Source organism: Rhodococcus sp. AW25M09 (assembly GCF_000333955.1).
Classification (GTDB): domain Bacteria; phylum Actinomycetota; class Actinomycetes; order Mycobacteriales; family Mycobacteriaceae; genus Rhodococcoides.
Genome location: NZ_CAPS01000069.1, coordinates 36,888 through 56,160 on the forward strand (window position 1 = coordinate 36,888; position 19,273 = coordinate 56,160).

Consider the following 19,273-nt stretch of genomic DNA (forward strand, 5'->3'; position numbering starts at 1 on the left):
GCAATGTTGTGCGAACAGATCAGCCGACCGTCAGGCGATTCGCTCGAACACCGCTGCCAGTCCTTGGCCGCCGCCGATGCACATCGTCTCCAGTCCGTAGCGGACTTCGCGGCGGGCCATCTCCCGGAGCAAGGTGGCGAGGATTCGGGCCCCGGTGGCACCGACGGGGTGGCCCAGCGAGATGCCGGAACCGTGTGGGTTCAGCCGAGGGTCATCGGACTCGATGCCCCAGGATCGGGTGACGGCGAGGGCCTGGGCCGCGAAGGCCTCGTTCAGTTCGATGATCCCCATGTCGTCGAGGCTCAGGCCGAGGCGTCCGAGCGCTTTGTCGCTGGCGGGAACCGGTCCGATGCCCATTGTGCGCGGGGCAACTCCGGCCACACCCCAGCCGGCCAGTCGAGCCAGTGGTCGAAGGCCCAGTGCAGCAGCTTTTTCCGGGGTGGTGACGATGGCGATCGCGGCACCGTCGTTTTGACCGCTGGCGTTTCCTGCGGTGACGGTCGACTCGGAGTCGATCGACGCACGAATCGCCTTCAGCTTCGCCAAGGACTCCATGGTGGTGTCGGCCCTCGGGTGCTCGTCGGTGGTGACGAGCATCGGATCCGCCTTACGTTGCGGGACGGATACTCCGACTATCTCCTCGGCGAACACGCCGCTGTTCTGTGCAGCGACCGCGCGCTGGTGGGATTGCACCGCGAGTGCATCCTGATCGGCGCGGCTGATGGAGAATTCCGCTCGCAAGTTCTCTGCGGTTTCGATCATGCCGCCGGGTACGGGAAAGTTCCTGCCTCCTGCGGTCACTCGCGCACGTGCAAGTCGGTCCGACAGAGCCACTGCCTCGGCCTTGACACCCCAGCGCATGCCGGTGGCGTAGAACTCGGTCTGGCTCATGCTCTCGACACCGCCCGCCAGGACGAGGTCGTTGCCGCCGGACTGCACCTGCATACACGCCTGGAGCACTGCCTGCAGTCCGGATCCGCAGCGGCGGTCGATCTGCATACCGGGTACGTCGATCCCCAGATCGGCATCGAGCGCGGCTACCCGGCCGATGGCCGGTGCATCGCCGTTGGGGGATGCCTGTCCCAGGATCACGTCGTCGATATCGGAACCGGAAATACCGGTTCGGGCCACGAGTTCGGCGATGACGGTGCCGGCCAACGCCTGGGCGGAGATGTCGCGGAACTGGCCACCGAAGCGGCCGACCGGTGTTCGCAGTGGCTCGCAGATCACGGCATCAGGCATGGTTGTTTCCTCGCTTGTCGTTGGTTCCTGCGCCGACCCGGATCAGGTCGGTCTCGATGGCGCGGGTGGCGTCGAGCAGGGCTGGGAGAAGTTCGGTGCGCACTGCGTCGGCGGAGTGCCGCGCAGCCTGGGTCGAAACGTTCGCCGCCGCGACGACTGCGCCGTTCCCGTCGTGGATCGGAGCCGCGATGGACCGCAAGCCCTCTTCGAGTTCTTGATCCACCAGGCAGAAGCCCTCGCTTCGGACGCGTTCGAGTTCGCGCCTCAGCGCGTCGGGGGTGGTGACGGTTTTGCCGGTGAGGGGAGTCAGCCGGACTCGATCGAGGTAGGTCGCGAGTTCGTCGGCGGGCAGCCCGGCCAGCAACACTCGACCCATCGAGGTGGCGAACGCGGGGAATCGAGTACCGATGTTGATGCCGACCGTCATGATGCGGCTGACGGGAACGCGCGCGACGTATACGACGTCGTCGCCGTCGAGAATCGAGACCGAGGATGATTCGCGCACCCGCTCGGCGAGCGCCTCCAAGTGCGGCCCCGAGACCTCCGGAAGCGACAGGCTCGACAGGTAGCTGTAGCCCAGTTCCAGAACCCGCGGAGTGAGCCAGAACAGGGAACCGTCGGTGCGGACGTAACCGAGTTCGACGAGCGTCAGCAGAAACCGTCGGGCGGTGGCGCGAGTGAGCTCGGTTGCCCGTGCGACGTCGGAGAGTGTTCGACGCGGATGCTCGGCGTCGAAGGCTCGAATCACGGCGAGGCCGCGGCCGAGCGACTGAACGTAGTCCGAGGACGGTGCCGGGTCGGCCGAGGTCACGAGTCGACCGATTCGGTGTCGTCCGCGGTGGAGGCCTCGGCAATTGCTGCGTTCGCCAGCGCAAAGGCGCTGTTGCTGTTCGGAACTCCCGCGTACACCGCGGTGTGCAGGAACACCTCGGCCAGTTCGTCCGGTTCCGATCCGGCGCGCAGAGCTGCCCGGATGTGCATATCGAGCTCGTGCTGATTGCCCACGGCCGTCAGAATCGCCAGAGTCAGCAGTCGGCGGGTCTTGTGATCGAGTCCGGGTCGGTTCCATATGTCGCCCCACGCGGTGCGGGTGATGAAATCCTGGAACGGCGCGGTGAAGTCGGTGCGGGCGGCGATGCTTCGGTCGACGTGCGCATCGCCGAGGACGCTGCGACGCACCGTCATACCGGTGTCGTGGGCGGCCGCGCGGCCGACGGAACATGCAGTCGATCCGATATGTGTGGCAATGGCCGCGGTGACCGGCCCGGCCTGTTCGACGTTGGCCAGGTGCGCGGCGGGGTCGAGAACTCGGTACGTCGATCCAGCGATGCCGTCGGCGATGACCAACAGATCCTCCGGTGTGGTCGCGGGATCTTGCAGACCGGCCAGGACGAGAGTCGGAGCGCTGATCCGTGTCAGGTCTGCACGAGAATCCCACTGGGACAACGCTTCGCAACATGCTGCATAGCCCTCGTCTGGAGTATCGGCGATCATCCGACGGTGGCGTTCGGCGAGATCGCTGTCGCGAGCGAGGAGCTCGGCGGTGAACCAGCGAGTGAGCGCGACATCGGCCAATGCGGACGTTCCCGACGCGCGGACGGTGGCAGCGCGGTCGGTCCACTGCGTCGGTTCCCCGAACTTGGCGGAGGTGCACAGCAAGGTCAGTGTCCGCACTCGCTCGGGACGATGAATGGCGATCCATTGTGCGATGGCTCCGCCGATCGAGAGGCCGACCACGTGCACCCGCACCAGAGCGAGGGAGTCCAGCAGGGTCAGAACATCCTGGGCGAGCTCGGCTATCGAGTACGGACCGGCCGGAACAGGAGACTGCCCGTGACCACGGATATCGACAGCGAGAACGTGAGCGGACGCCGACAGCGATCCGACCTGCGGGTTCCACATGGACCGGTCGGAGCCGAGGGAGCCGATCAGCACCACGGTGTCCGAATCGGGGTGCGGTCCTTCGGTGCGTTCGTGAGCGAGTGCAACGGTCATCGTGAACCCTTCGAATCTGTGATGTTCTCGGTGGCGACCTCGTGCGCGAGCAGCGCGTCGACGAGATCGGGCGCGTGGCCGAGGTACGCGGCTGGATCCAGTAGCTCGCGCACTCTCGACGGCGAGAGGAATTCGGTGATGGCGGGATCGCTGTCCAAGGGTGCGCCCAGCGCGCATCGAGCAGTCACGATCTCGCGGGCCCGCTCGGTGTGCGGTGCCAGAGCCGTGGTGACGCGTTCGGCCAGCAGCGCCCCACCCGTCGCGTCGAGATTGCGGGCCATGTTCTCCGGATGGACGTGCAATCCGTCGAGGCTTGCGGCGATGCGGTGTGCCGCCCCGCCGGTGAGGCGCAGCAGATCGGTGATCGTCTCCCACTCGGTGTGCCAGGCTCCGGCAGCGCGCTGGTGTTCGTGATCCATGTTCGACAGAACCGTCGACACTGCCCCGGGGACGCGGCGAGTCGCCGCGCGGGCCGTGATGGCAGCAACGGGATTGCGCTTGTGGGGCATCGCCGATGATCCCCCCGGCGCATCCTCGGACACCTCGCCCAGTTCGGTAGCGGCCATCGACACGATGTCCCCGGCGATCTTCCCGATCGAGCCGGCGGCCGTACCCAAGGCGCATGCGAGGTCAGCGACTACTGCGCGATCGGTGTGCCAGGGCGCTACCTGCGGAGCCAGGTCCAATTCGGCAGCGAGCGTGGCGGCGATGGCCGGCCCGTGCGGATGAACCGCAGCGAGAGTGCCTGCGGCTCCGCCGTATTGCACGAGACATGCTCGTCGAACCGCAGTCAGACGCGTGCGCGCACCGTACAGACCCGATGCCCAGTTCGCGGCAACGAGCCCGAACGTGGTGGGCAACGCCTGTTGGCCCAGAGTGCGGGCCGCCATGGGTGTGCTGCGATGCGTCTGCGCGAGCTCGCGTGCAGCGCGGCAGGCGTCGTCGAGCAAGGACTCGATCGCGGTGAGCGCTTCTCGCGAGACGAGCATCAGCGCAGTGTCCATGATGTCCTGGCTGGTGGCACCGGGATGCACGGCGCTGGCCGGCACTGCGGACGGGGACACCGCCTGGCGAAGTAGCTGCACCAAAGGTATTACCGGGTTTCCTCCGGCAGCCGCGTCGAGTCCGAGCCGTGCGATGTCCAGTGTCGACCCGAGTTCCGCTGCGGCAGCGGTGACAATGGCCGCGTGATCGAGGTCCACGAGCCCGGCCGCGGCGGCGGCTCGCGAGAGTGCCGCTTCGACGTCGAGCATCGCAGTGACCCAGGCACGGTCGCCGACGATCGGTGCGATGACATCGCTACCGAACGTCGGGTCGAACAGTGCACCTCGCTCGGATGCCATCGTCCTCCTTCGCGAATCGTTCTTCACAGCGCGAAGAACGGAGTCTCGTCGCCGTCGGGGTCGGTGTTCTGCACGACGATATCGAGGTGATAGCCGCCGTCGACCGCACGTGCGACGAGTCTGGCACGCTTGTGCTCCGGCAAGGCGGCCAACACAGGATCGACCTCGTTCGCCTCGATCTCGTCGGGGAAGTACATCCGCGTCACCAGACGCTCGAGCATCCCGCGGGCGAAGATCCCGACGTCGATGTGCGGAGCCTCGACGGTGCCGTTCTCGGCGGGTAGTGGACCCGGCTTGATCGTCGTGACGGACATCGTCCCGGTCTCGTCGGCGAACGCGCGCCCGAACCCGCGAAAACCCTCGGTACGCGGCGCAACCGCGCCTCGCGGATCGTCGGGGTGATCGAACCGTCCGTCGGCATCTGCCTGCCAGGTCTCGATCATGGCGTCGGTCACTGGGTTTCGAGATCCGTCGATCAGCGTGAACGTCAGGTCGACGGCTCCCTCGGATCCTGGCGGCACCACGTGCTCACCGTCGGGCCAGAGCAGGCCGATGTGGACGTACGGGCCCACCGTTTGAGACGGGGTCCGACCGAACGACGCGGTGGTGAAGTCGGCTCCGGTGACCACGGGGTAGCGCGGCGCGAACTCTGGTTCAGTCATCGTGGTCGTCTTCCTCGAAGGGGGTGGCACCCCGGCCGCGCAGCACGATGTCGAACCGGAAGCCCAGCGCCCAATTTTCCTGCGTTGCTTCGTAATCGAACACGCTGATCATTCGAGCACGGGCGTCTTCGGGCACGGCGTTGTAGATCGGGTCCTGGAAGAACATCGGGTCGTCCGGGAAGTACATCTGCGTTACCAGCCGTTGGGTGAACGCTTGGCCGAACAGCGAGAAGTGAATGTGAGCGGGGCGCCAGGCATTGTGGTGGTTGCCCCAGGGGTAAGCACCGGGCTTGATCGTGGTGAATCGGTAGTGGCCCTGTGCGTCGGTGAGCACTCGGCCGACTCCGTTGAAATGCGGATCGAGCGGTGCCGGCCAGCGGTCACCGGAGTGTCGGTACCGTCCGCCCGCGTTGGCCTGCCAGACCTCGACGAGAGTATTGGGGATTGCTTTGCCGTCGCTGTCGAGTACGCGGCCGTGCACGATGATCCGCTGACCCTGTGCCTCGCCGCTGTTCGCCAGGGTCAGGTCGGCGTCGGCGGCGGTGATCCGTCCCTCGCCCAGCACCGGGCCGGTGATTTCGGTCAGTCGCTGGGGGAGCAGGGTCAGCGGCTGCGCCGGGTGTCGGAGCGTGGTGGTGCGGTAGTCGCCGAAGTCTCGCGGGGCATCGGCACCCGGTCGATCCCGATAGTCGGGCGGGAGATGAAGCATCGAGGGGTCCTCACGATCCGTGGCGTGGTCGGGATGACGACATCTCGACGTCGGCTGAGATGTGCGCATTGCGGACGGTGCGCCGCTATGCGAACAACACTAGGTCGAGATGGGTCGACGGCGCAAGAGCGACCGTAGCAAATGTTCGCATGGTGGCTATGTGTTCACATATCGCACGAAGTCGGGTAGCGTCGCTCTCATGTTGGACAAAGTCGTGGCGAGCGCCACCGAAGCCGTAGCGGACGTCCCGGACGGATCCTCGATCGCCGTCGGGGGATTCGGTTTGGTCGGAGTGCCGGAGATCCTGATCGACGCGGTGCTCGCGCAAGGAGCCACCGATCTCGAAACCATCAGCAACAACTGTGGAACCGATGGATTCGGTCTGGGAGTTCTGCTGACGCAGCACCGGATTCGCAGAACGATCAGCTCCTACGTGGGTTCGAACAAGGAATTCGCGAGGCAGTATCTCTCCGGAGAACTCGAAGTCGAACTGACTCCGCAGGGCACTCTCGCCGAGCGACTTCGAGCGGGGGGTGCCGGCATTCCTGCCTTCTTCACACCCGCGGGAGTCGGGACACAGGTTGCGGATGGGGGACTTCCGTTGCGATACGACGGCAGCGGCGGCATTGCTCTGGTCAGCCCGCCGAAGGAGACCCGCGAATTCGACGGCGTCACCTACGTGCTCGAGCGCGGCATCGTTGCCGATTACGCGCTGGTGCACGCCTGGAAGGGCGACCGACACGGAAACCTGGTGTTCCACGCCAGCGCGAGAAACTTCAATCCGCCTGCGGCAGAGTCGGGGCGCATCACGATCGCTCAGGTCGAGCACTTGGTCGAACCCGGCGAGATCGGTCCGGACGAGGTGCACACGCCGGGCATTCACGTGCAGCGGGTGGTCCACGTCGGCCCGGTCGAGGTCGGCATCGAGCAGAGGACGGTACGAGCATGAGCGAGAAGATGACCCGCGAACAGATGGCTGCTCGGGTGGCACAGGAACTCGGCGACGGACAGTACGTGAACCTCGGCATCGGTATGCCGACGCTCGTGCCCAACTACATCCCCACCGACATTTCGGTGATCCTGCATTCGGAGAACGGAGTGCTCGGAGTCGGCCCGTATCCCACCGAGGACGAACTCGACGCCGAGATCATCAATGCGGGCAAGGAAACCATCACGGTGCTTCCCGGTGCCTCCTACTTCGACTCCGCGCAATCGTTCGGAATGATCCGTGGCGGCCAGGTCGATATCGCGGTGTTGGGCGCGATGCAGGTCAGCGCTACCGGTGATCTGGCCAACTGGATGATCCCCGGGCACATGGTCAAGGGCATGGGCGGCGCAATGGATCTCGTGCACGGAGCGCAGCGGGTGATCGTGATGATGGAGCACGTCTCGCGTAAGGGTGAGCCGAAAATTCTCCAGCAGTGCACGCTGCCACTGACCGGTAAGGGCTGTGTGCACAGGATCGTCTCCGACATGGCCGTGATCGACGTCACCGACAACGGCCTGCGCCTCGTCGAGACCGCACCGGGTGTGTCCGTCGACGACGTCGTGAACGCGACTGCAGCCGAGCTACTGATCGACGCCATCGTCTGATACTTCGACGCGGTCGGTTCGCGAGTAGATGTTCATCGACCGACCGCGAAGAAAGCCGATGACCGTCAGGCCCGATTCGGCTGCGAGGTCGACTGCGAGCGAGGACGGGGCCGACACCGCCGCGAGAATCGGAATCCCCGCCATCACGGCTTTCTGGGCCAACTCGAACGAGGCGCGGCCGCTGACCATCAGCACCGAGCCGCGAGCCGGAATCCGATCGTTGGTCACCGCCCAACCGACGACCTTGTCGACGGCGTTGTGGCGTCCGACATCCTCGCGCAGAACCAACATCTCGCCCTCGGCCGTGAACAGAGCGGCGGCGTGCAGGCCGCCGGTCGCATCGAACACCTTCTGCGCCGCGCGCAGCGTATCGGGTAGCCCGAAGAGAATCTCCGACGTGACGACGACGGCGTCTGACGCGGGGGAATGCTTGGTGCGCAGTCGAATCGCGTCCAAGGATCCCTTGCCGCACACCCCGCACGACGACGTGGTGTAGAAATTCCGTTCGACGCCCGTCTCCGGGGGAGCGACGCCGTCGGCCAGCGTGACATCGAGAACGTTGTAGGTGTTCGCGCCCTCGTCGTCGACCCCGTCACAGTATCGAGCGGCAGCGATGTCGGCACCCGAGGCGATCACGCCTTCGGTGAGCAGGAAGCCGTGCGCGAGCTCGACGTCGTGGCCCGGAGTTCGCATGGTGACGGCCAATGCCTTGCCGTCTACCCGCAACTCGAGCGGCTCTTCCACCACCAGGGTGTCCGGGCGTTCGACGCGGTGTTCGCCCCGCAACCGAACCACTGGTCTGCGAGCAGTGATGCGGCCCATCAGTACCGGCTGTCTACGGGACGATCTCGGTAGTTCATTCTTCGATTGTGGACCCCGGTGTGACCGGTCGGTCTACTCGGTAGCCATAGCCGCCGCCAACGAGACCATCCGGGGGTGGTCGACGAGATCCTCGACCAGCACACGCTTGCCGTCCGCGTCCGCCAACGGGACCTTCCAGTTCTGGTACTGGGTCTCGTCGGTACCCGGCTGGTTCTGGATGCGGTGTTCGCCGACTGCGTCGACGAGAGCCACACCGATCAGCAGTGACGGACTGCGCTGGACGAGACGGTGCAGGGCTTCGACCGTCTCACGACCGTCTGCATCGGCGGCCAGCAATCCTCGCTCGCGCGCCAGGTCGAGTACCGCCTCGCGCTGGACTGCGTCGACCTCTTTTTCGGCATCGATGTCACGTTCGAGCAGCCCGAGACGTGACCGCAGTTCGATGTGTTCGCCATCGAGGTACCCCGCCGTGGGCGGCAGATCGTGCGTGGTCACCGACGTCAGGCAGAGGCTGCGGTAGTCCTCGGGCGGAATCGGCCCCGACTTGTCGGCCTCGAACCACAGGATCGAAGTACCGAAGATGCCCCGTTCGGTGAGGTACGCCTGGACCATCGGCTCGAAGACACCGAGATCCTCTCCGACCACCACCGCACCCGCACGCTCGGCTTCGAGGGCCAGGATGCCGATCAGTGCCTCGTGGTCGTACTCGACATACGTTCCGCTACCGGCGTTTTCGGCCTGCTGCGGAATCCACCACAGACGGAACAGGCCCAGGATGTGGTCGACTCGGATACCGCCGGCATGGCGAAGGATCGTGCGCAGCATGTCGCGGTACGGGATGTATGCCATCTCCCGGAGGCGATCGGGATCCCAGGGTGGCTGATTCCAGTTCTGGCCCTGTTGATTGAAATTGTCCGGCGGGGCACCCACCGTGACCCCCGAGGTCAGCACGTCACCGAGCGCCCAGGCGTCGGCTCCGCCCCGGGCCACACCCACAGCGAGATCGTGCATGATGCCGATGTCCATCCCCGCATCGAGCGCAGCGCGTTGCGCGGTGGCCAGCTGCTCGTCGCAGATCCACTGCAGCCACATGTGGAAATCGATGCGCTCGGCCAGCTTGGTGCGTTGTTCGAGGACGAAGTCGGTTCTCGGATGCGCCGCTCGATCGGTCCACGCCGCATCGTGCGGACCGAACTTCTCCGCCAGGGCGCTCCAGACGGCGAAATCGCGCAGGCCGGACCCCTCGCGCTCGATGAACGCGCGGTACGACGATTCACGGGCCGGGCTACGTTCTACCTTGTGAACGCGTTCGAGAGCACGAAGTTTCGCCTCGAACGTCCGGTCGCGATCGAGTTTCTTGGTTCGCTTGTTCGCCTTCTCGAACCGGTTCGCCGCGCGGAGGACCTTGTCGAACTGTTTCTGCGAGAGCAGCGCGGTCTCACGGATGTTCTCCACTCGGATGTAGAGCGAATTGAAGAATCGGCGAGTGGTCGGCAGGTACGGCGACGCCTCCACCGGGGTGGTGGGTCGGTCGGCGTGCAGTGGATTGACCAGTAGGTAGTCGAATCCGTGCTTTCGACCGGCGATGTCGGCCATGTCCTCGAGGTCACCGAGATCGCCGATGCCCCACGATCGCTTCGACCGCACCGAGTACAGCTGCGTGAGCAGTCCGGTTCGCTGTCGATCTGCCAGTTCTGCATTGGGCGTCAACGACTTCGGCGTGACCACCACGGTTGCGTCCGACGTACGGATCGTGTCGTCCTCGCTGATCGTCGTCGCGGTCAGACTGTGCCACCCGAGCGGGGCGTCCGCGGGAACGACGAACGTGGCGCGGCCGATCAGGTGGCCGTCGACCTCACGCGGATCGAACCAGACGTCGGCTTGGGTCACGTCGATGGGCTCGCCGTCCTCGGAGACCATCGACACCTCCACTGGATTGCCGTGCGGCACATGCACCCACACCAGCGCCTCGGTACCCTGCGTGGCGACCACCACCGGGGGGAGGAGACGCCGCCACGGGGCGTCGTCGATATCGGCCAGCGCTCGCTCGACGTCCTCGGACGACTCGGTTGCGTAGCCCCGCGCGGCGAGCACCTGCTGCAATGTGTCGTCGCTCACCTCGTGTTCGGAGTCGTCCCAACCTCGATACGAGGTCGAAGTACCGAGTCGCCGGGCGAGCGAGCGAAGTGCGTGCGAGTAGTCCGCATCCGAGTGATCCACAGCGTCGATCGTGCCAGTTCGCCGCCCCCGCGTCATCCGGGCGTGCGGACGTTCATCGACCGTTCCTCTTTCTGGCTCCGCTCCCGAGCTGCCAGGATTGAAACGTGACTCGCTGGGTAGTCTGGGTCGGCAAACGGTAAACCACTGCGTGGCGACGATGGGAAGTGCGGATGGCTGGGGTCAGCAAGATCGAAGAACTGGAGCGAGGTTCCGGTGCCCCGGTCGAGCTGAGGGTGCGCGCCGAGGCCGACCAACTACCTGTGGTTCGTGCCGTTGCGGAAACTCTCGTCGTCCTCAGTGACTTCACACTCGACGACATCGCCGATGTGAAGCTGGTCGTCGACGAAGTGTGTTCGCAATTGATCAAGGGTTCGGTTGCCGACGCCGAGCTGTCGTGCACGTTCGCAGTGGGCGAGTCCGGAATCCGCATAGTCGTCACGTCCGTGATGTCTGCCGAGTCCGTGCCCAAGAAGGACAGCTTCGGCTGGCACGTGTTGCAAACGCTGACCGACACCATAGAGTTGCGCGCCGAGGACGCCGTCGAAGGCGATGCCGGTCGCACCGTCGCGATCGACGTGATCAAGCGGAGGAGCAAGGTCTAGTGCCGGTGCACGAACGAAGCACACGGCGAGAGTCCGACGATTACAGCGACGTCGTCGCGATGATTCAGCAGATGCAGGCGCTCGACGAGAATTCAGCGCAGCGTCGAGTATTGCGCGATCGCATCATCACCCGTTGCCTTCCGCTCGCCGAACACATCGCACGCCGCTTCGGAGGCCGCGGTGAAGCTCACGAGGACCTGCTGCAGGTGTCTCGCCTGGGTTTGGTCAACGCTGTGGATCGATTCGACATCGAGCGCGGATCGGACTTCGTCTCGTTCGCGGTGCCCACGATCATGGGCGAAGCGCGCCGATACTTCCGCGACGCGGGATGGTCTGTTCGGGTGCCGCGGCGCATGAAGGAACTGAACTCGATGATCTCTCAGGCGGTGGGATCGTTGTCGCAGAAGTTGGGTCGCGCTCCGACCGCCACCGAGATCGCCGCAGAACTCGGAATCGACGTCAAGGAGGCGTCTCAGGCCTTGCTTGCGCGTAGCGCGTATCAGACCGTCTCGGTCGATTCGGTGGTGAGCGAGGATCGGCTTCCACTGATGGACACCCTGGGTGCCGACGATCCCGAACTGGAGAAGATGGAAAGCTATCTCGCCGTGCGCCCCGCACTCGAGAAGCTGCCCGAGCGTGAGCGTCGAATAGTGGTTCTTCGATTCTTCGGGTCGATGACTCAGACTCAGATCGCCGAGAAGGTCGGAATCTCGCAGATGCACGTCTCTCGAATCCTGGCTCGTACCCTCGCCCAACTGCGCGAGGACCTCGGCGAGGACTGAACTCGTGAAGCTAGGCTCGGACGATGAGCATCTACCACGACGTCGACGAGTACATCGGAGCCCGGCGGGTGACGGATCTGGCCGTAGCCCGCGATTTTTCTCGCGCGGTGACAGTCGTTGCTGCACTCGATGATTCGCGTACCGAGTACCGGACGTCGTTGTGGGAGATCGATATCGACGGCAGGTCGCCTGCCCGACGCCTGACCCACGGCGAGTCGGGCGAGAGTGCACCGGTGTTCACAGCCGCCGGTGATCTGGTGTTTTCGCGTCGGTCCGACAAGGACGAGCCGGCGCGGCTGTGGGTCCTACCCGCGGCCGGTGGTGAGGCGCGAGTGCTCGAGACTCGATCCGGTGGTCTGAGTGGGATCCGCACCACACCCGTTGGAGAGGGGATGGTCGGATTCTCCCCGGTCTTCGGCTCCTCGAGCACCGGCGAGGACGACGACGCTCTGCGCACCGAACGCAAAGCGAACAAAGTGGATGCGATTCTGCACACAGGTGTTCCGGTGCGCTTCTGGGATCACGATCTCGGGCCCGCGACCCCACACCTGTTCGCGGGATCGACAGGGGATCCGACCGGGCTGCGTGATCTCACCGGTGATGCGGCCGGAGCTCTGCACGAGGCGACGTTCGATGTCAGCAGCGACGGTTCGTTCGTCGTATCGACCTGGGTGGTGCCGGGTGCCTTGGCGACCAATCGAACCGTGCTGGTGCGCATCGACACCGCAACGGGGGAGCGCACCACGATCGTCGACGATGTCGACGCCGACCTGGTTGCGCCGGCGATCTCGCCCGATGGCGCATATGTGGCGTTCGTGCGCGAGTCGATCTCGACGCCCGAGGATGCGCCGCGAATGACGTTGCACAGGTACGACTTCGAGGGTTCCTCGGTCTCCGATCTCGCGGCCGGTTGGGATCGATGGCCGATGGATCCGGTGTGGCTACCGGACGGATCGGGAGTGCTGGTCACTGCGGACGACGACGGCCGCTCGCCGATTTTCGTCGTCCGCGGCGGCGCGGAGCCGCGCCGGCTGACCAACACCGGCGATGCGTACACCCGCGTACATGTCTCCTCGGACGGCACCAGAGTGCTGGCGCTCGCCGCGTCGTATCTGGCCGCCCCGCATCCGGTGTCGATCGATTTGTCCGACGGGACCGTCACCCGACTCGATACCGCGATCGACCACGGCCCGCTACCCGGATTTCTCACCGAGGTCGACACGATCGTCGCCGACGGTGCCCGAGTCCGCGGTTGGCTCGCACTGCCCGACGGGGCGTCCGAACTCGCGCCCGCTCCGCTGCTGCTGTGGGTGCACGGTGGTCCGCTCAGTTCGTGGAACACGTGGTCGTGGCGATGGAATCCGTGGCTGATGGTCGCTCGGGGGTACGCGGTGCTGTTGCCGGACCCGGCGCTGTCCACCGGGTACGGCCAGGATTTCGTTCAGCGTGGTTGGGGAGCGTGGGGCAAGACGCCCTTCACCGATCTGATGGCGTTGACCGACGTCGCTGCCGAGCGGCCCGATATCGACGCCACCCGCACCGCCGCGATGGGTGGATCCTTCGGCGGGTACATGGCGAACTGGATCGCCGGACACACCGATCGATTCGACGCCATCGTCACCCATGCGAGCTTGTGGGCGCTCGATCAGTTCGGCCCTACGACCGATGCGCCATGGTACTGGGCGCGGGAGATGTCCCCGGAAATGGCAGTGGAGAACTCCCCGCATCTGTTCGTGGCGGACATCGCGACGCCGATGCTGGTGATCCACGGCGACAAGGACTATCGCGTACCGATCGGCGAGGGTCTGCGGCTGTGGTACGAACTGCTCAGCGAGTCGGGTCTGCCTGCCGACGACGACGGCAACACCGACCATCGCTTTCTCTATTTTCCGGGCGAGAACCACTGGATCCTGAGCCCCCAGCACGCGAAGGTCTGGTACGAGGTCGTGCTGGCATTCCTGGCGCAGCACGTGCTGGGCGAGAGCGCGTCGATGCCACGAATCCTCGGCCACTAGAATCGCCGGGTGACCAGTTCAGCGCCAGAGCCCTCAGCGAACCCTGCCGATTCGATCGACCTGCCCAAGAGCTGGGATCCCAGTGCGGTCGAGGCGGAGCTGTATCGGTCCTGGGTCGACGCCGGGTACTTCGAAGCCGACGCCACCAGTGGCAAGCCGCCGTACTCCATCGTGCTGCCTCCACCGAACGTCACCGGCAGCCTGCACATGGGGCACGCACTCGACCACACCTTGATGGATGCGTTGAGCCGTCGTAAGCGCATGCTCGGGTACGAGGTGCTGTGGCTGCCGGGCATGGACCACGCGGGTATCGCCACTCAGACCGTGGTGGAGAAGCAGCTCGCCGCCGACGGAAAGACCAAGGAAGAGTTCGGCCGCGAGGCGTTCATCGACAAGGTCTGGGACTGGAAGCGCGAATCGGGCGGAACCATCGGTGGCCAGATGCGACGCATCGGCGACGGTGTCGACTGGAGCCGAGAGCGTTTCACCATGGACGACGGGCTGTCCGAGGCCGTGCAGACGATGTTCAAGCGGATGTTCGACGACGGTTTGATCTACCGCGCCGAGCGGCTCGTCAACTGGTCGCCCGTGCTGCAGACCGCCATCTCCGACATCGAGGTCAAGTTCGAGGACGTCGAGGGCGAGCTCGTCTCGCTGCGATACGGGTCGCTCGACGATGCCGAGCCACACGTCATCGTTGCAACGACCCGAGTGGAAACGATGCTCGGAGACACCGCGGTCGCGGTGCACCCCGATGACGAGCGGTACAAGGCCCTGGTCGGCACCACTCTCGAGCATCCGTTCACCGGACGGCAGATCCCGATCATCGCCGACGACTACGTCGACCCCGAGTTCGGTACCGGCGCAGTGAAGATCACCCCGGCTCACGATCCCAACGACTTCGAGATGGGTGTGCGGCACTCGCTGCCGATGCCCTCGATCATGGACAAAGCCGGCCGAATCACCGATACCGGAACACGATTCGACGGCATGGACCGCTTCGAGGCGCGAGTCAAGGTTCGTGAAGCTCTGGCCGAGCAGGGCCGCGTCGTCGCCGAGAAACGCCCGTACCTGCACAGCGTCGGACACTCCGAGCGCAGCGGCGAGCCGATCGAGCCGCGCCTGTCGCTGCAGTGGTGGGTCAAGGTCGACACCCTCGCGCAGGCCGCCGGTGACGCAGTGCGTAACGGCGATACCGTCATTCACCCGAAGAGTCAGGAACCGCGCTGGTTCGCGTGGGTGGACAACATGCACGACTGGTGCATCTCGCGCCAGCTGTGGTGGGGCCACCGAATCCCGATCTGGTACGGACCCGATGGCGAAACCGTCTGCCTCGGACCGGGGGAGAGCGCACCCGAGGGCTGGACGCAGGATCCCGACGTTCTCGACACCTGGTTCTCGTCCGGCCTGTGGCCGTTCTCGACTATGGGATGGCCCGAGGCCACTGCCGATCTCGAGAAGTTCTATCCCACCGGCGTTCTCGTCACCGGTTACGACATCCTGTTCTTCTGGGTCGCCCGGATGATGATGTTCGGTACCTACGTCGGAGCCGACGACGCGATCACCGCGGGTAAGCAGGGGCCGCAGGTTCCGTTCCGAGATGTGTTCCTGCACGGGCTGATCCGTGATCAGTTCGGTAAGAAGATGTCCAAGTCTCGAGGCAACGGAATCGATCCGCTCGACTGGGTCGACCGGTTCGGGGCGGATGCGCTGCGCTTCACGCTCGCTCGCGGTGCCAATCCCGGTGCCGACATGTCCGTCGGAGAGGACCACGCGCAGTCCTCGCGCAACTTTGCCAACAAGTTGTTCAACGCGACCAAGTTCGCCCTCATGAACGGTGCCGCACCGGCGGAACTGCCCGCGCGAGGCGAGCTGACCGATGCCGACCGGTGGATCCTGGATCGGCTGGAACAGGTTCGGGCCGAGGTGGATTCGGCCTTCGATCGCTACGAGTTCAGCAAGGCCTGCGAGGCGCTGTACCACTTCGCCTGGGACGAGGTGTGTGACTGGTACCTCGAGATCGCCAAGGTGCAGTTTGCCGACGAGTCCATCGCCGCAGCTACGCGCGGAGTACTCGGCAATGTGCTCGATGCCCTGCTGCGCCTCCTGCATCCGGTCATCCCGTTCGTGACCGAAACGCTGTGGAAAGTACTCACCGGCGGTGAATCCCTGGTCATCGCGGAGTGGCCGACCGCCGCCTCGGAGCCTCTGGATCACGTTGCTGCGCAACGGATCGAGGACATGAAGCGACTCATCACCGAAGTCCGGCGGTTCCGCAGCGACCAGGGGCTCAAGCCCTCGCAGAAGGTCGCGGCCCGCATCGTCGGAGTGTCCGAAGCCGATCTCGACAGGCAGATTTCGGCCGTCACCTCGCTCGCTCGGCTCACCGAGCCCGGCGACGACTTCGACGCGACGGCATCGGTGGAGGTGCGGCTGAGCAAGGCCACCGTCGTCGTGGAGCTCGATACTTCGGGCACCGTCGACCTGGTTGCCGAACGAGCGCGACTGGTCAAGGATCTTGCGGCAGCGGAGAAGGAACTGGCGCAGACCTCCGGCAAGCTCGGCAACGAGGCGTTCCTGGCGAAGGCCCCGGATGCGGTGGTGGACAAGATCAGAACACGCCAGACGATCGCAGGAGAAGAGATCGCACGCATCTCCTCGCGGCTCGAATCGATGGGAACCTAAGTGACCGAACCCGACGACGCCCTGCCGACGCCGCCTCCGAGTCCGGTCGATCTGGCCGAACTCGCGCTGGTCGAGGCCGAACTCGACAAGCGCTGGGGAGAAACGAAGATCGAGCCGTCGACTGCTCGAATCTCGGCACTGATGGACCTTCTCGGCTCGCCGCAGAAGGCGTATCCGTCGATCCACGTCGCCGGCACCAACGGCAAGACCTCGGTCACCCGCATGATCGACGCCTTGCTCACTGCCTTTCATCGGCGCACCGGACGCACCACCAGCCCGCACCTGCAGATGGCCACCGAGCGCATCAGCATCGACGGTCGTCCTGTCTCACCGCGGCTCTACGTCGACACCTACAACGAGATCGCGCCGTTCGTGGACATGATCGACGCACAGTCGGAGGCCGCCGGCGGTCCGCGAATGAGCAAGTTCGAGGTGGTCACAGCCATGGCGTTCGCGGCGTTCGCCGAGGCTCCGGTGGAGGTCGCGGTCGTCGAGGTCGGGCTCGGTGGCCGTTGGGACGCCACCAACGTCGTCGACGGAGAGGTTGCCGTCATCACCCCTATCGGCCTCGATCACGTCGATTTCCTCGGCGACGATCTGGCGGCAATCGCGGGGGAGAAGGCTGGGATCATCAAGAAGGCACCGGAATCTCTGGTGCCGCGTGACACGGTCGCGATTCTGGCTCAGCAGAAGCCCGAGGTCTCCGACGTCCTACTGCGGGCCGCGGTGCAGGCGGACGCTGCCGTGGCGCGGGCCGGCTCGGAATTCACCGTGCTCGGCAGGCAGATCGCCGTGGGTGGCCAACAACTGGAACTGCAGGGGCTCGGCGGGGTCTACACCGACATCTTTCTCCCACTGCACGGAGAACACCAGGCGCACAACGCGTCGCTAGCGCTGGCGGCGGTCGAGGCGTTCTTCGGTGCCGGCCCGGAGCGTCAACTCGATCAAGACACCGTGCGCGGGGCGTTCGCCACGATCGTCAATCCCGGGCGACTCGAGCGGGTGCGCAATGCTCCCACCGTGTTTCTCGACGCTGCGCACAACCCGCACGGGGCCGCGGCACTGGCCGCAGCCCTCACCGACGAGTTCGACTTCCGCAAACTCGTGGGGGTGGTCAGCGTCATGGCGGACAAAGATGTGGGAGCCATTCTCGACGAATTGGAGCCGGTGTTCGACGACATAGTCGTCACCCACAACGGGTCGGCGCGGGCGATGGACGTGGACGCATTGGCCGATATCGCGGTGGCCAAATTCGGCGACGAACGCGTGGTGGTGGCGTCGACGCTGCCCGATGCCCTCGAGACGGCCATCGGGCTGGCCGAGGACGTCGCCGAGCCGGGAGAAGCTGTCTCCGGTGCCGGCGTCGTGGTCACCGGATCCGTGGTGACCGTCGGAGCAGCTCGCACCCTGTTCGGAAAGGACCCCGCGTGAGCGAGGCAGAGTTCAGACCACCCACGACCGACCCGTGGAAAGGCTTCCGCGGCGTCGTGGCGGGCACTCTCGTGCTCGAAGCCATCGTGACCCTGCTGGCGCTGCCGGTGGTGGCAACCCTGGGCGGCGGTGCGACCTGGTTCTCGACGACGTACATCGTGGCCGTGGCCGTGGTGATGATTCTCGCTGCCGGCAAGCAGGGGGAACCGTGGGCGATGAAGCTCAACCTGATTCTCCAGCTGTTCGTGCTGGCCGGGGCCGTGTTCCACCTCTCCATCGGGGCGGTGGGCCTGATCTTCATCGCGGTCTGGCTGTATCTGCTGTACCTGCGCCGGGACATCACCGAGCGGATCCGGCGCGGAATGCTGCCGGGGCAACGCGACTGACACCGAACCCCTCGGTTTCGGCGATGCGCCGCGCGAGACTGCGCTCGGGTCCATTACTGTCGTCGACGTGACCGACCGCACCCTTGTACTGATCAAGCCCGACGGAGTTGCCCGGCGTTACGTAGGAGAGATCCTCGGCCGCGTGGAGAAGAAGGGACTGAGCATCGTCGCACTCGAGCTCAAGACCGTCTCCCGCGACCTGGCCTCGGCTCACTACGCAGAGCACGAGAGCAAGCCGTTCTTCCCCGAACTCCTCGAGTTCATCACCTCCGGACCGGTGGTGGCCGCAGTCCTCGAAGGTCCTCGCGCAATCGCGGCCTTCCGGCAGATCGCAGGCGGCACCGACCCCGTTGCCAAGGCGGTTCCCGGCACCATCCGTGGTGACCTCGCGCTCGATGGCCAGCAAAACCTGGTGCACGGCTCGGATTCCGTGGAATCGGCCGAGCGCGAGATCTCGCTCTGGTTCCCCGGCCTGGCCTGACCGCACCGACTCCGGCAACAAAGCACCGTTCGCGGGCCGTCACGCCGCATCCGATCGATACCCGATCGGAGCGGCGTGGCAAGTACGCATCATCGTGTGTGGGATACTCGACTCAGATCGACTCCACAGCACAAGTAAGTACCAGTTCGACGCTCCACCGAAGTCAAGGCTTCACCGAAGTTCGCTAGCCAGGTGTCGTGGATTCGATCGGATGACTGTCGTCTATCCGCTGCCCGTCATCGCAGATGCTCGAACGAGAGACAGGCTCGTTCGCGTTCATGCTTGATGATCAGGCGCTCGGATCG

17 protein-coding genes are annotated in these 19,273 nt (G+C 65.3%); 9 read left to right on the forward strand and 8 right to left on the reverse strand.

From position 1 onward, the window contains the following. Positions 1-30: 30 nt before the first annotated feature. From RHODMAR_RS13355 to pcaH, 6 genes are read right to left on the reverse strand one after another with little or no spacing between them, the layout of a single operon-like run. Complete coding sequence (locus tag RHODMAR_RS13355; RefSeq protein WP_008715344.1) at positions 31-1,242, reverse strand: acetyl-CoA C-acetyltransferase; 1,212 nt, start codon at positions 1,240-1,242, stop codon at positions 31-33. Beyond that, positions 1,235-2,053: an IclR family transcriptional regulator gene (locus RHODMAR_RS13360; RefSeq protein WP_008715347.1), complete on the reverse strand. Its 819-nt coding sequence runs from the start codon at positions 2,051-2,053 to the stop codon at positions 1,235-1,237. The genes RHODMAR_RS13355 and RHODMAR_RS13360 overlap by 8 nt, the downstream gene beginning before the upstream one ends. Further along, on the reverse strand, positions 2,050-3,237 hold the full coding sequence (gene pcaDC / locus RHODMAR_RS13365) for a bifunctional 3-oxoadipate enol-lactonase/4-carboxymuconolactone decarboxylase PcaDC (RefSeq protein WP_008715349.1): 1,188 nt from the start codon (positions 3,235-3,237) through the stop codon (positions 2,050-2,052). The genes RHODMAR_RS13360 and pcaDC overlap by 4 nt, the downstream gene beginning before the upstream one ends. Further along, positions 3,234-4,580 (reverse strand): 3-carboxy-cis,cis-muconate cycloisomerase, encoded by a 1,347-nt coding sequence (gene pcaB / locus RHODMAR_RS13370; protein WP_008715351.1) that lies wholly within the window; start codon positions 4,578-4,580, stop codon positions 3,234-3,236. The genes pcaDC and pcaB overlap by 4 nt, the downstream gene beginning before the upstream one ends. Before the next feature lie 23 nt (positions 4,581-4,603). Beyond that, a complete protein-coding gene (gene pcaG / locus RHODMAR_RS13375; protein ID WP_008715353.1) occupies positions 4,604-5,242 on the reverse strand; it encodes a protocatechuate 3,4-dioxygenase subunit alpha in 639 nt (212 codons plus the stop codon). Next, a complete protein-coding gene (gene pcaH / locus RHODMAR_RS13380; protein ID WP_008715355.1) occupies positions 5,235-5,951 on the reverse strand; it encodes a protocatechuate 3,4-dioxygenase subunit beta in 717 nt (238 codons plus the stop codon). Before pcaH ends, pcaG begins: the two co-directional genes overlap by 8 nt. A 199-nt stretch (positions 5,952-6,150) precedes the next feature. On the opposite strand from pcaH, the gene RHODMAR_RS13385 reads away from it, so the two are divergent. Both RHODMAR_RS13385 and RHODMAR_RS13390 read left to right on the forward strand, forming a co-directional pair. Then, positions 6,151-6,900: a CoA transferase subunit A gene (locus RHODMAR_RS13385; protein WP_198289443.1), complete on the forward strand. Its 750-nt coding sequence runs from the start codon at positions 6,151-6,153 to the stop codon at positions 6,898-6,900. Further along, positions 6,897-7,544, forward strand: a complete 648-nt coding sequence (locus RHODMAR_RS13390; protein ID WP_008715358.1) for a CoA transferase subunit B — start codon at positions 6,897-6,899, stop codon at positions 7,542-7,544. The genes RHODMAR_RS13385 and RHODMAR_RS13390 overlap by 4 nt, the downstream gene beginning before the upstream one ends. Here RHODMAR_RS13390 and fdhD read toward each other — a convergent pair. Together fdhD and malQ are read right to left on the reverse strand one after the other, a co-directional pair. Then, positions 7,521-8,366: a formate dehydrogenase accessory sulfurtransferase FdhD gene (gene fdhD / locus RHODMAR_RS13395; protein WP_042939094.1), complete on the reverse strand. Its 846-nt coding sequence runs from the start codon at positions 8,364-8,366 to the stop codon at positions 7,521-7,523. The two genes, RHODMAR_RS13390 and fdhD, sit on opposite strands and share 24 nt — an antisense overlap. 72 nt (positions 8,367-8,438) lie before the next feature. Further along, positions 8,439-10,622, reverse strand: a complete 2,184-nt coding sequence (gene malQ / locus RHODMAR_RS13400; RefSeq protein ID WP_008715361.1) for a 4-alpha-glucanotransferase — start codon at positions 10,620-10,622, stop codon at positions 8,439-8,441. A 134-nt stretch (positions 10,623-10,756) separates the two neighbouring features. On the opposite strand from malQ, the gene RHODMAR_RS13405 reads away from it, so the two are divergent. The 7 genes from RHODMAR_RS13405 to ndk all read left to right on the forward strand — a co-directional run bounded on the left by RHODMAR_RS13405 (position 10,757) and on the right by ndk (position 18,968). Continuing rightward, entirely contained in the window at positions 10,757-11,188 is a 432-nt protein-coding gene (locus RHODMAR_RS13405) for an ATP-binding protein (protein ID WP_008715362.1), read from the forward strand. Next, entirely contained in the window at positions 11,188-11,970 is a 783-nt protein-coding gene (locus tag RHODMAR_RS13410) for a SigB/SigF/SigG family RNA polymerase sigma factor (protein WP_008715363.1), read from the forward strand. Before RHODMAR_RS13405 ends, RHODMAR_RS13410 begins: the two co-directional genes overlap by 1 nt. Positions 11,971-11,993: 23 nt before the next feature. After that, complete coding sequence (locus RHODMAR_RS13415) at positions 11,994-13,985, forward strand: S9 family peptidase (protein WP_008715365.1); 1,992 nt, start codon at positions 11,994-11,996, stop codon at positions 13,983-13,985. A 9-nt stretch (positions 13,986-13,994) separates the two neighbouring features. Next, positions 13,995-16,670 (forward strand): valine--tRNA ligase, encoded by a 2,676-nt coding sequence (locus RHODMAR_RS13420; RefSeq protein WP_008715367.1) that lies wholly within the window; start codon positions 13,995-13,997, stop codon positions 16,668-16,670. Next, positions 16,671-18,101, forward strand: a complete 1,431-nt coding sequence (folC, locus tag RHODMAR_RS13425; RefSeq protein ID WP_008715368.1) for a bifunctional tetrahydrofolate synthase/dihydrofolate synthase — start codon at positions 16,671-16,673, stop codon at positions 18,099-18,101. After that, positions 18,098-18,487 (forward strand): DUF4233 domain-containing protein, encoded by a 390-nt coding sequence (locus tag RHODMAR_RS13430; protein WP_008715370.1) that lies wholly within the window; start codon positions 18,098-18,100, stop codon positions 18,485-18,487. Before folC ends, RHODMAR_RS13430 begins: the two co-directional genes overlap by 4 nt. Before the next feature lie 67 nt (positions 18,488-18,554). Continuing rightward, a complete protein-coding gene (gene ndk / locus RHODMAR_RS13435) occupies positions 18,555-18,968 on the forward strand; it encodes a nucleoside-diphosphate kinase (protein WP_042939098.1) in 414 nt (137 codons plus the stop codon). Positions 18,969-19,273: the final 305 nt, after the last annotated feature.

What these genes read in the sequence shown, in the direction of transcription:
- pcaDC (WP_008715349.1), bottom strand. Translation starts at nt 3,237, where the DNA reads ATGACCGTTGCACTCGCTCACGAACGCACCGAAGGACCGCACCCCGAT.
- RHODMAR_RS13355 (WP_008715344.1), bottom strand. Translation starts at nt 1,242, where the DNA reads ATGCCTGATGCCGTGATCTGCGAGCCACTGCGAACACCGGTCGGCCGC.
- malQ (WP_008715361.1), bottom strand. Translation starts at nt 10,622, where the DNA reads ATGACGCGGGGGCGGCGAACTGGCACGATCGACGCTGTGGATCACTCG.
- RHODMAR_RS13405 (WP_008715362.1), top strand. Translation starts at nt 10,757, where the DNA reads ATGGCTGGGGTCAGCAAGATCGAAGAACTGGAGCGAGGTTCCGGTGCC.
- RHODMAR_RS13390 (WP_008715358.1), top strand. Translation starts at nt 6,897, where the DNA reads ATGAGCGAGAAGATGACCCGCGAACAGATGGCTGCTCGGGTGGCACAG.
- pcaG (WP_008715353.1), bottom strand. Translation starts at nt 5,242, where the DNA reads ATGACTGAACCAGAGTTCGCGCCGCGCTACCCCGTGGTCACCGGAGCC.
- RHODMAR_RS13385 (WP_198289443.1), top strand. Translation starts at nt 6,151, where the DNA reads ATGTTGGACAAAGTCGTGGCGAGCGCCACCGAAGCCGTAGCGGACGTC.
- pcaH (WP_008715355.1), bottom strand. Translation starts at nt 5,951, where the DNA reads ATGCTTCATCTCCCGCCCGACTATCGGGATCGACCGGGTGCCGATGCC.
- pcaB (WP_008715351.1), bottom strand. Translation starts at nt 4,580, where the DNA reads ATGGCATCCGAGCGAGGTGCACTGTTCGACCCGACGTTCGGTAGCGAT.
- fdhD (WP_042939094.1), bottom strand. Translation starts at nt 8,366, where the DNA reads ATGGGCCGCATCACTGCTCGCAGACCAGTGGTTCGGTTGCGGGGCGAA.
- RHODMAR_RS13415 (WP_008715365.1), top strand. Translation starts at nt 11,994, where the DNA reads ATGAGCATCTACCACGACGTCGACGAGTACATCGGAGCCCGGCGGGTG.